Source organism: Aporhodopirellula sallentina SM41 (genome assembly GCF_000346505.1).
GTDB classification, from domain to species: domain Bacteria; phylum Planctomycetota; class Planctomycetia; order Pirellulales; family Pirellulaceae; genus Rhodopirellula; species Rhodopirellula sallentina.
In genome coordinates this window covers 34,196-46,061 of record NZ_ANOH01000120.1, presented here as the reverse complement: position 1 = coordinate 46,061, position 11,866 = coordinate 34,196, and the positions used below count along the sequence as shown (strand labels likewise).

Genomic DNA, 11,866 nt, shown 5'->3' with positions numbered 1-11,866 from the left:
CCTACGGTCTCGGTACGATGGCGGAGGATTTGCCGTCTTTTGTCGTCATGACTTCGCAGGATCGTCAGGGATCGTGCGGGCAACTCTTCTTTGACTACTACTGGGGTTCCGGATTCTTGCCCGGGAAACACCAGGGCGTGCCGTTTCGCGGTGCGGGCGATCCGGTGTTGTATTTGAGCAACCCGGCGGGCGTTTCTCGCGAAGCTCGGCGGGAAATGCTCGACGGGCTTTCGCAAATGAATCACTTCGCACATCAACGCTATGCCGACCCTGAAATTGAAACCCGCATCGCGCAGTATGAGATGGCGTTTCAAATGCAGGCGAGCGTCCCTGAGTTGACCGACTTTTCAGACGAACCGCAGAGCGTTCTGGACATGTACGGTCCCGACGTTCACCGCAAAGGAAGCTACGCGTACAACTGTCTGATGGCACGTCGGTTGGCCGAACGCGGCACCCGCTATATCCAATTGATGCACGCCGGATGGGATCAACACGGCAACCTTCCGAAGCAGTTGCCGATTCAATGCGAAGATACCGACGCCCCGAGCGCGGCGTTGGTCAAAGACTTGAAAGCACGCGGCATGCTCGATGACACGCTCGTAATCTGGGGCGGTGAATTCGGCAGAACCCCTTTCGTCCAAGGTGACATCAACAATCCGAACGCTCACGGACGAGACCACCACCCGCGAGCGTTCACGATGTGGTTAGCGGGCGGTGGAATCAAACCCGGAACGATCCACGGCGCGAGCGATGAGTTCGCATTCCATGTCGCAGAAAACCCGGTGCATATTCGCGACTTACAGGCGACGTTGTTGCATCTGTGTGGAATCGATCACGAGCGTTTCACCTATCGACACCAAGGCCTCGACTTCAAATTGACCGGAGTCGAACCAGCCAAGGTCGTGCACGATATTGTCAATGGATGATCGAAAGAGACCGACGTAAACACGCTGCAAAAAACCGGTTCACGAGGTTTCCGGCTCGGTTCTACGTCGGCTTGCTGATTGACCGGACTGCGGCAATCTTCTTTTGCAGGAATCGTATTTCGGGCGTTTGTTTCGCCAACGACGCTGCCTTCTCAAACGATTCGATGGCTTCGGCGTGTCGTCCGATTCTGCGGAGGAATTCCCCACGTGCGGAGTGCGCGAGATAGTACTGCTCGATCGTTTCCTGCAGCAGCAATCGATCGACAATCTCGAGGCCAAACTCCACGCCGTCTCTCATTGCGACTGCGACGGCACGATTGAGTTCCACGATCGGGTTCTCGCCGAACCGCAGCAACACGTCGTAGAGGGCGACGATCTGCGCCCAATCGGTTTCCTCTGAAGTCGGGGCCTCGGCATGAATGGCAGAGATCGCTGCTTGGATCGTGTACGTTCCGGCGAGTCCTGTTCGAAGTGATTGCTCAACGAGTTGCTGCCCCTCGGCAATGTGTCCTCGGTTCCAACGCGAACGATCTTGATCTTCGAGCAGCACGATGTCGCCCTGATCATCGGTACGCGCGTCACGCCGCGATTCGTGCAACAACATCAAGGCGAGCAGCCCAGAGACTTCCGCGTGCGGCAAAAGTTCGAGGAGTAGACGTGCCAAACGAATCGCTTCGTCTGAAAGATGAGAACGCGTCAACGTCTCACCGCTCGACGCCGAATACCCTTCGTTAAAAACCAGATAGATGACCGAGAGTACCGCGTCGAGACGATTGGGAAGCTCCGTCAGTGACGGGATGGAAAAGGAGATTCCGGCCTTACGGATCTTTGCCTTTCCGCGGACGATTCGCTGGGCCATCGTCGATGAAGGGACTAGAAACGCCCGTGCAATCTCTTCCGTTGACAGTCCACAAACTTCGCGTAGCGTCAACGGAACTTGAACCTTGGGATCAATCGCCGGGTGACAGCATGTGAAGATCAATCGCAATCGATCGTCTTGAATCTCAAGACCGGCCGGCGAACCGTTAAGCGATTCAAGCTCCGCAACGCGACGGGTTAGTTCAGGGTGTAACTCGGCGAGACGTTTGCGTCGACGGATCATGTCAACAGCTTTAAAACGTGCCGTCGACACCAACCATGACACGGGATTGCCTGGAATCCCCTCGACCGGCCACTTCTGTACTGCGGCGCTGAACGCGTCGTGCATCACCTCTTCCGCGAGATCGAAATCGCCGAGTAGCCGAACCAACGTCGCGTACACCTTGCGTGAATCATTGCGATAGATTCGGTCGATTTCGTCTGGATGCACCACAACACTCTTTCGCGATGTCACTCGTTGCCCGCGTATGCTTTTGTCAGCGCCGCGATGTCGAGTTTTTTCATTTGCCAGAGTGCTTTGAACATCCGTTGAAGTCCTGCCGGACTATCGGCTGCGAACCAATCTTCCATCACAGAAGGCCATACCTGCCAACACATCCCGAACGGGTCTTTAAGCCATCCGCAGGCGAGTTCCTGCCCGCCATCGCCAAGCAAATCATCCCAAAGGCGGTCGATTTCCTCTTGCGAGTCACACACAATTGCCAACGAGAACGCTTCGGTAAATTCCCATTGTTGACCTGCATTGAGAGCGATTGTTCTCATGCCGCACATTTCAAACTCAACGGTCAACACCGATTGATCACTCGGGTTGACTACCTTGCGAATGATGTGGGAATCGGGAATGACAGAGACGTAGAAGTCCGCCGCCTCTTCGGCGCGATCGCAGTATGAAAGAAACGGTGTGATTCGTTGTTTGATCTTCATGAGAGCATCGAGAGATCGTGGAGAGTAAACAAAAATGGTGGTAAAACGGACCGCACATTAACGAGAAACCGGAGCGTGCGAGAACGGGCAGCTCACCCCGATACTCCATGTCATGGCGTCGGTGGCTTTTCGGGTTAGGAGTCCATCGACGCAGTTGTGTCCTTCTCGGGAGTCGCAACCTCCGGCAACGGGGCCAGCGGGCGGATTTCGACCGTGCCTTTTTTGGACGGTGGCAACCGCGCCGCGATGGCGATTGCTTCATCGAGGTCGTCAACATCGATAATGTAGTAGCCGCCGAGTTGTTCGGTGGTCTCGGCAAACGGTCCGTCGACGATCTGTTGTTTGCCGTCACGCACTCGAACACTCGTTGCGGTCGAAATTGACTGAAGGGGCGAGGCCGCACACCATTTGCCTTGTGATTCGAGTTCTTTGCTGATCGCCATCGATTCAATCATGCACGACTCGCGTTCTTCTTCTGTCCAGCAGTCTTCATTGCCATAGATTAGCAGCATGTATTTCATCGGATCACCTTATTGGTTTTGAGCAGGAAGTTGCTATTGAGTAGGTAGTTGCTGGTCTCCGGGAACCATCACCATCCATCCGACGCCGAATGGATCGGTGGCCATTCCGTATTTCGTCGCCCAGAACGTTTGGGTGAGAGGCATGTCGACTTTCCCATCCTTCGAGAGCGCATCGAAAACACGCTCGGCGTCTTCCTCGGTCGGAACCGATAGACTCAGACGGAATCCGTCGAAGTGCGCCGGCTCGCCACATCCGTCCGACGCAAATAGCGTTTGCTGACCGACCTGAAAGGTGGCATGCATAATTTTTTCGGCATAACCTTCGGGGAGCGTGCCCTCGGGCATCGGTTCAGGCGAATCCTGCCACCGCATCTGCATCACAATTTCAGCACCGAGGTTCGACTGATAGAACTCGAGAGCTTCTTCGCAGCGTCCGCCGAAGAATAAATACGGTTGCAGCAAGGCGTCCTTGGCGGCCACGTTGCATCGGAGTCGGCTTTCCTGCTCCGCGATTTCTCCAGAGGAATCCGAATCCGCGAAGTCGCTCATTTCGTAGAACGGGCGTATTTCGATGTCGGAGTCTTCGATCATCGGGTTCGGACACTTCCTTACCCACGCGACAGCCTCCTGCATGTTTTCGACTTCCCATACCCAATATCCCGCGATCAATTCTTTGGTTTCGGTGAACGGGCCATCGGTAACGATTCGATCGGGACCGGAGAAGTGAACGCGGATGCCCTCGGAACTGGGTTTGAGACCGTCGCCGGATCGCATCACGCCAGCCTTGGCCAGCTCTTCATTGAACCGTCCCATTTCGGCGAGTTGATCCTCGCTAGGCAGTTTCCCCGACTCAGAACTCGGGCTCGCTTTGACGATCACCATCACTCGCATGTTTCATTTCCAATGTTGGTAGTAGTTACAAAAACGGCATCCACGCCGATGTATAAAGGCGTTATCGATTTTCGTGACTCAGCACGCCACGAAGGAACGGTTAGCTTTGGATTTGCGTGAGAGAAAGGTGATCATACTCGTCGCGTCTTCGCCACCATGAATACGGTTCCGTTTGAGGCCAACCGCGAGGAGAGTCTTCCCATGTTTCTTGACGGCCAAACGGTGCCATATCCAGAAGCGTGAAGTGGCTCATCAGCGTTTCACACCCGCGTTTTTCCGTAAAGTATGTTTGATAGATATCATCACCATCGCGAAGGAACATGCTGAGGCCGTGGTGTTCGCCCTGAGAGGTTGAAACGCCGAAATCTTCGTTGAAGGTGGTCCCCAATGACGAATACCAGGGGAACTGCCAATCCATCCGCTGCTTGTAGGGTTTCAAATGTGCCAGCGGGGCACGAGACACCAACGCCAACGACAAACCTCGCGCGTGAAGGTGGGCGAGCGGCCCGAGATGGTCAACGAGCGTCGAACAACCAACGCAACCTGCGTCTGGCCATCCGCCGACATCCTCCGCGAACATGAAGTGATAGATCGCGAGTTGACGTCTCCCGTCGAATAGGTCGACGAGGCGACGTGGCCCCTCGGTTCCTTCGAAAACGTATTCCTTCTCGATCTTGACCATCGGAAGGCGACGACGCTCGGCCGACAATGCATCTTTGTCGCGAGTATGCTCCTTCTCTTTTTCACGCAGTCGCTCGAGCGCCGCGTGCCACTCTTGCCGAGAGACGATTCGCGGAAGCCCGGTTGCCGATTCCGTTTGGTGACCGCTCGGGGGAGCAGTCGAGCTTCCGTTCGACTCTTCATCTCGCGTTTGTTGAAACTCTCCCTCACGGGTGGCAATCATCGCGTTCACTGTTTCGTCTGCGGGACGAATTTCAAACGGACCGATCGATACGCCCGGATGATGCGACATCAACGAGATCGCATGGTTGAGGTCTCTCGCCTCGAGGAAAAGAATGCCGCCCAACACTTCCTTGGTCTCGGTGAAAGGCCCATCGCAGACCCCCAGCGAGCCGTTTTTCTTGCGAAGCGTCACCGCGTTGCGAGCCGACTGCAACGCTTCCCCACCGATGAAATGACCTCCACGACGGAGTTCATCGTCGTACGCAAGACACTCTTCCATCTTCATGTGTGCCTCCTGCTCCGATAGCCCTTCCCATTTCGATTCATCGACGAAGCCCATGCAGATGAATTTCATTCTTTCCCTCTCCAATCGAATTGGCGTGGTGGAATCGACAGCATGAAAACTGAGTTTGGAGAGTAGTCGACCGGGACGAATCGAAATCGACAGCCGGCGACAGAAAAAGTCGATGTTTTCTGTGACTCACCACAGACCGCGAGAGGTCACCGCCACACGCGATGATTGCGTTCGTGCTGCCGAATCATCAGGCAGTGTTCATTTTCCCGGTGATGGACACACGACCAGATAGATTACGGCAACCGCAAAGGGCCGGGATGATGAATCGTTGTCGCGTTGGCGGCATCGCCGGGCATCTCGAGGTGTTGAAATGTCCGTCGATTGCTCTTTTTGCCGTTCGCGGGCTTGGGCTCACCCTCATTTTGAGACAAGGAAGGGCGGGCGTTGCGGTCGGGAGTCGGGTTGCTCGGGACCGTGTCACCGGTCTGTTCGGTCCATTCCTGGAGCGCGTTTCGGGTACGCTCTAGCACGGATTGTTGCTCGGGATTGGCAGCGAGGTTCTGCAGTTGATTGGCATCTTTTGACACGTGATATAGTTCTTCTTCCGGGCACGATTCGAGAAACAGCGGCATCTGCTCGGAATTCAATTTGCCGTTTCGGTAGGCGTCCCACAATTCGACGCCGGCACCGCCCTGATAGGCTTCGACACACAAATTCTGCTGCTCGGGATATTGATTGCGGATGTAGAGCCAATCGCCGAACCGGACGAGACGCTCGTGGTTTCGAAAGACATGCCAGTTGTGTTCGGCAAAAACCACCTCGCGAGTTACTTCATTCGTATCATCGAGAATCGGTTTGAAACTGACTCCCTGAATGCGTTCGTCGATCTCAACGTTGGCAAGGTCGAGAATGGTTGCCGACACGTCAATCGAACTGATCAGTCCGTCAACCGTGGCGGGCTCAGATCGTCTGGGATCGTGAACGACAAATGGTGTTTTGATGCCACTGTCATACAGCCTTGTTTTGCAGCGTGGGAACGGCCTTCCGTTGTCAGCCATCACGATAACGTACGTGTTGTCGAAAACTTCCTGACGCCGCAGCTCAGCTACGACCTCGCCGATGAAAAAATCGAATCGACTCACCTCGTGGTAGTAATTCGCGAAATCGACGCGGGTCTGTGGACCGTCGAACAAATAGGGTGGTACTCGCACATCATCGGGACCGTAGTTGGGGGTGTTTGCAGTCACGCCCCACGGACGGTGAGCGTCCGTGGACGCGAACCAACAAAAGAACGGCTGATCCTTTGGCCGATCGCGTAGGAGCCCAACCCAATCTTCTTCTTTGCCAACACCCTTGCCCCTCGAAATCTGCGAAAACGCGGCATTCGCGTTGGCCCCCATGTGATGTTTGCCGGACAGCACTGTGTAATACCCATCATCCTTCAAACATTCAGGAAACAGCACCGATCCGGCCGGCAATTCGGTGTGCAGTTCCGGTGCTCCGGTGTTGTGCGGGTACCGACCAGTGATGATGCTGCAACGACTCGGGCTGCAACTGCTCGTTGTCAGATACGCATTGTCAAAGCGCAGCCCGGCACCGGCCAAGGCGTCGATGTTGGGGGTCTGAATATGCGGATTGCCGTAACAACCGATGTCTTCCTGTGAAACATCGTCCGCGATAAAGAGGACAAAGTTAGGCCGTTCCGCGGAAGCGAAACAAGGAAGCAGAAAAGCACACGCCAACGCCGTGAATACCAATCGCATGATGAATGAACGCTTTCCAAGAGAGTTTCGTTTTCGCAACAGCATAACCCAACCTGCGGTCGATCGGGGCTGACGCTATTGATTGCGTCTACGACTGCGCACGCAGTTTCCGCTGCGGCGTCCGCAGTTCGCTGAGCCACGGTTGGACCAAAACCGAAAGGGCAATCACGACGGCGCCGACGTAGAAACTCGTGTTGAGATCGCGATGATCGTGAAAGACCAGCGATCCGAGTGCGATGCCGTAAACGGGTTCGAGGTTATTGGCGAAGTTGATTGTAAAGACGCTCAACCGTTCGAGCAGTTGGATGTACACGTGGTAGCCGTAGATAGTGCACGCGGCCACGAGGATCAGTATCCAAATCCACTGCAATGTAGAAAGGGACCAACTGCCCGTTGAGAGATTCCACCCAAACACAGCCGAAACCGACAATGCCGCCGCGCAGAACACCGTCGATCCCGCCATTTGATAGGTGACGATCACAATCGGCGGGGCACATCCAAAGAGTTGGCCATTGAAGATCGAAAACAAACACGCCAGAACGGCGGCAACAATGGCCACCACCACACCGGATTGAAAGTGCGCGTGACTTTGGTAGATCACCACCACCCCGACCGCGGCAACGACGCCGAGCACCAGATTAACGACGTTGAAGCGGACACGCCTGACCAGCATCGGTTCGAGAATCGCGGTCCAAAACGAGACCGTCGCCATCCCGATCATGCATACCGAAACAGACGCGATCTTCACGGCAACGAAGAACAAAATCCAATGCGCACCGAGCAGCATCCCGTTACCGATCAACAGGATGGCCACCCGTGGGCGAATCGCAAGGTGTTTGCGCAGCAAGGCCGCCAACAATAGGCTCGCGAGTAGGCTGCGAATGAAGACCAACTGCGTTGAACTGAGGTCAACCAAGTTACCGAGGACGGCGGTTAGCCCCCACAATAGGATCACAAAATGTAGTTTGACGTAGTCGAGCACAGAATCAACCGCGGATAGCGAATTGGAAAACGACACGCACCGAACGCGTGCATGAGATGTGATGGGACGTCGAACAAGGTAGGCAAGCGAACGAGATCGTGAAATCGGATCGGCTATCTTGTCATTTATCGATGGGCTCGCGTCGAGATCATCTATCGAGAACGATACTGACGCGGCGACATTTGATAGCGAGCCAGGAAGAGCCGATTGAAGTTGGCGAGGTTGTTGAACCCGCAGTGGAACGCGATTTCCGATACCGTGCGTTTGCTCTCGAGCAGATCACGGGCCGCCCGGCTGAGTCGGAGTTCGATGACGTACTCTTGAAACGTCCGGCCGAGTCGTCTCCGAAAATAGCGACTAAGCGATTGCGGATGAAGGCGGGCGACTTTCGCGATTTCAGCCAGTGGGATCGTTTCCTTCCAGTGGGCGTCGATATAGCTGAGGATCCGCTCGAGCCGTTTGTCAGGCTCGAGATTCTCAGTCGCCATAAAATCATGGCTGGCCATTTGCTCGCGTTCGGTATCGCTGCTCAGGATGTCCATCAACTCGACGAGACGACTGATCCGCTGTGGCCCCACGGGCGTTTTGAACAACCGCGTCATCATACGACATCCGTCCTTGCGAACCGCGTCAGAAAAACACAGACCCCGCGACGAGTCATGAATCAACTGCCGGATCGCTCGGCATTCGGGCAGTTCGAAAAATCCCTGCCCGAGTGCGTCGAGCCGGAACTGAACGACTCGAGAATGCGACTTTTTGCATTTCCAGTTCTTGTACCGGTGAGGCAGCAGGGGGCCAAACATGGCGAGGTCGCCCGGTTCGTAGTTGTCGAACCGGTCGCCGACCAAACGCTCCCCGCGGCTGGCGACGATGTGCGTGATCTCGACTTCGGGGTGGAAATGGTGAGGGCAATCGAAGTCTTTGTCGATCCACTCAAGGCACCGAAACGAAGCCTGCTCGTCCGCGGTGATTTTTTCGTAGATCATTCGCATGTGAGACGCCTCCGGTAACGCCATCGGATCTTTTTTTTCGATAACAGGTGAAGATAGTATAGGTTTGAGTGAGCGTAAGCGTAGTGGTCGTCGGGATTTGCTGTGATACTCCCGGAATGAGCACGACACCCAACTATGCGTTGCCCGAAAAAGGCATTCTGAACGACGTTCTCTCCGATTTGGTGCGGCCACCCCGGACGCTCCGGCCGAGTCGAATCTTGGTGGTTGCCTGTGGAGTGAAGATTCACTTCCCATGGGACAAAGCCTGCCAGCGGTACGACGCGGCGTACTCGGAAGTCTGCTCGGCGACCGCCGACTTACCGGTGGAGATCGTTCGAGCGGACGAGCCTTTCGAGGATCCGGATGCTCTTTGCGAACTGCTCGATCGAGAGCTGAACAAGGGGCTGGCCGGGATCGTGTTTTTCCACGCCGCATACACCGCCGGTGAAATCGGATCGCACCTCGGCCGATGGTTGCTCGATCACAAGGTGCCGCTGCTTTCTTGGGCGTGGCCGGAACCGGGCAACGGTGCGTCCAACGAAGCCAATAGTCTGACCTGTCAGAATTTCTTGCAGCAGATGTGGACGCAGATGGGCGTGCCCTACGCGTGGTTGCATGAACAGATCGATCCGTCGGCTCATCCGACTCTACGCAAATTCTCGCGAGCGACGTTTGCACGAGATCAATTTCGTCACGCGAAGCTACTGCACGCCGGTGGTTCACGGGTGACGGCGTTCTATGACGGCGAGGTGGATGAACTCGCCGTGATGAGAAATCTCGGTTGTCGATTCGACAGGATCGACCTCGAGGCGGTTTATCAACATGCGAACAAACGGTTCACCGATGCGGACGTGAACCGTTTGAAAGACGCTTTGATCGGTCACCCCGGATGCGCGGCGGTGCAGGTGCCTGAAGAACAAATATTGCAAACATACCGGTTTGGTCTGGGTATCCTCGATTTGGCCGCCGAACACGGATACATCGGTGCGACGGTGAAGAGTTGGCCGGAGTTGTTTGATTGCTATCAATGCGCAATCGACGGTTCGGTTTCGATGATGAACGATTATGGCTTCTGCGTCGCCGAAGAAGGCGAGATGAACGGGCTGCTGTCGTCGCTCGCGTTGTGGTTGTTGTCCAACGGCGACGCGGTTCCAACGATGATGGATTTGTCGCTGTGGAAGGTGCCCGAAAATCGATTGGGGATTTGGCACTGCGGTGCATCCCCGACTCGACTGTTAAAACCTGGCACTCAGTTTTCAGCAACTCGGCATTCGATTCTTGAAAACGGCGATCCCAAAACCGCGGTCGGTTTGATGCTCGAGTTTTTGTTGGCCAACGGGCCGATCACGGCAATGCGATACCAGGCTCCTGACGCGACAAAATGGTTTGCCTTTGAAGGTGAATTCGTGGATACCGAACTGGACTACCGCGGCACTTACGGTTTGATGAAACCGACGAGCAAGGCCAACATTGGGCAAATCATGGGAACGATTTTCGACGCCGGGCTCGATCACCACTGGAGCGTCGGATACGGGCACTGGCATGAAGAACTGCGAATGCTGAATCATTTCTGTTCGCTCACCGAAGTGCCGCTTCGCCAATCCGACGCCAACTATGGATTGAGCCGTTAAAAGATGAAGAATCAGGAACACTACAACGCGTGCGAGACATTGGCCGATTTTCTCGCCGAAAGAGAGTCGACGCTCCATGATTTGCCGGTGGTGATGGGGTTTGATGCCTTCGTTGACGAATCCATTCGCATCGTGGGTCAACGCCACTCGCCGGAATCTTATCAACCGATGCCGACCATTGCCGACTTCGGTGCCTGGGCAGCCGCGGCGACCGGTCGGAGTGGGCTACGGGAATTCGTCTGCGAGGAAGTCACGGCGGGCGGTTGCACAGTGAACATGGGCGATGGCATCGCCACGATGGGAATCCCGTTGGTTGCGTTCTCTGGCGTCGGCAATCCACCGCATTCGGTCTTCCATGATTTCATGCAGAAATGCGAAGTGGTCTATTCTCTTGGAATGGACCCGGGGCGGGCGATCGTGACGGAGTTTGATGACGGCAAGCTGATGTTTTGCGCCGTCAGTCACTTTGCCAATGTCACGCCCAACTATCTGCGCGAACAATTCGCCGACGGTGTCTTTCGAGCCGCATGCGAACGGGCCAGTGGCATCGCGTTTACGAGTTGGTCCGTTTATCCGTACATGACGCAGTGTTGGAACTTTCTCGTCGAGGAAGTGTTTGCGGGAATGACGCACCGACCGCATTTCTTTTTCGACCTCGCCGATCCCGCGAGCCGGACGACGGAGTCGCTCGTCGAGATGGTTCATTCACTCGAAGGATTCGAAACGGTCGGCCGAGCCACGCTCAGCGTCAACGGAAACGAGGCGAACCAAATCGGCCGTGCGTTCGGATGGCCCGAAGGCGGGCAGAGTGCGGAGACCTGGGAACAGTTGGCGAATCGCATCCGCGAAGAAGCCGGTATCAGCGAAGTGAGTATCCACCTCGTTGATTCAGCAACGTCGGCGACCCCCGACGAGTTACAAACGGTTGGTGGCCCCTTTTGCGTGAAACCCAAACGAAGCGTCGGCGCGGGCGACCGATTCAACGCTGGCTATCTCGCAGGATTGTTGTTGGACCTGAACGTGGCGGACCGGTTGCGGCTCGGTTGTGCGAGTTCGGGGTTCTTAGTGCGTCAGGGCAAAAGTGCGTCCTGGCAGGAACTCATCGAGTTTCTACGACGTTGGGCGATCGGTGAGATTGAAAACTAGATAGGAACAGGCA

At 55.5% G+C, this 11,866-nt stretch carries 11 protein-coding genes; 3 read left to right on the top strand and 8 right to left on the bottom strand.

The annotated features are described in order from the left end of the window. On the top strand, positions 1–926 hold a 926-nt coding region (locus RSSM_RS07825; RefSeq protein WP_044301717.1), incomplete at its 5' end, for a DUF1501 domain-containing protein. Positions 927–987: 61 nt separating this feature from the next. On the opposite strand, the gene RSSM_RS07820 is transcribed toward RSSM_RS07825, so the two are convergent. From RSSM_RS07820 to RSSM_RS07785, 8 genes are all read right to left on the bottom strand, one after another. Beyond that, complete coding sequence (locus RSSM_RS07820; protein WP_044301715.1) at positions 988–2,235, bottom strand: RNA polymerase sigma factor; 1,248 nt, start codon at positions 2,233–2,235, stop codon at positions 988–990. A gap of 20 nt (positions 2,236–2,255) precedes the next feature. Beyond that, on the bottom strand, positions 2,256–2,729 hold the full coding sequence (locus tag RSSM_RS07815; protein ID WP_008676378.1) for a VOC family protein: 474 nt from the start codon (positions 2,727–2,729) through the stop codon (positions 2,256–2,258). 134 nt (positions 2,730–2,863) lie between these two features. Further along, the gene (locus RSSM_RS07810; protein ID WP_008676376.1) at positions 2,864–3,250 is read right to left on the bottom strand and encodes a YciI family protein; all 387 of its coding nucleotides are present in this window, start codon (positions 3,248–3,250) and stop codon (positions 2,864–2,866) included. A 33-nt stretch (positions 3,251–3,283) separates the two neighbouring features. Then, complete coding sequence (locus RSSM_RS07805; protein WP_008676372.1) at positions 3,284–4,141, bottom strand: YciI family protein; 858 nt, start codon at positions 4,139–4,141, stop codon at positions 3,284–3,286. Positions 4,142–4,241: 100 nt separating this feature from the next. Further along, the gene (locus RSSM_RS32365) at positions 4,242–5,399 is read right to left on the bottom strand and encodes a DUF899 family protein (RefSeq protein WP_008676368.1); all 1,158 of its coding nucleotides are present in this window, start codon (positions 5,397–5,399) and stop codon (positions 4,242–4,244) included. A gap of 233 nt (positions 5,400–5,632) precedes the next feature. Then, positions 5,633–7,102 (bottom strand): sulfatase family protein, encoded by a 1,470-nt coding sequence (locus tag RSSM_RS07795; RefSeq protein ID WP_044301711.1) that lies wholly within the window; start codon positions 7,100–7,102, stop codon positions 5,633–5,635. An 88-nt stretch (positions 7,103–7,190) separates the two neighbouring features. Further along, positions 7,191–8,120 carry an EamA family transporter gene (locus RSSM_RS07790; protein WP_008676366.1) on the bottom strand — a complete coding sequence of 310 codons (930 nt, stop codon included), beginning with the start codon at positions 8,118–8,120 and terminating at the stop codon, positions 7,191–7,193. Positions 8,121–8,236: 116 nt separating this feature from the next. Continuing rightward, positions 8,237–9,076 carry a helix-turn-helix domain-containing protein gene (locus tag RSSM_RS07785; protein WP_044301691.1) on the bottom strand — a complete coding sequence of 280 codons (840 nt, stop codon included), beginning with the start codon at positions 9,074–9,076 and terminating at the stop codon, positions 8,237–8,239. A gap of 116 nt (positions 9,077–9,192) precedes the next feature. Between RSSM_RS07785 and RSSM_RS07780 the strand changes: the two genes are divergently transcribed. Together RSSM_RS07780 and RSSM_RS07775 are read left to right on the top strand one after the other, a co-directional pair. Continuing rightward, positions 9,193–10,707, top strand: coding sequence for an L-fucose/L-arabinose isomerase family protein (locus tag RSSM_RS07780; RefSeq protein ID WP_044301689.1), 1,515 nt, complete (start codon positions 9,193–9,195; stop codon positions 10,705–10,707). Between the two features lie 3 nt (positions 10,708–10,710). Continuing rightward, on the top strand, positions 10,711–11,853 hold the full coding sequence (locus RSSM_RS07775) for a PfkB family carbohydrate kinase (protein ID WP_008676361.1): 1,143 nt from the start codon (positions 10,711–10,713) through the stop codon (positions 11,851–11,853). Positions 11,854–11,866 lie beyond the last annotated feature (13 nt).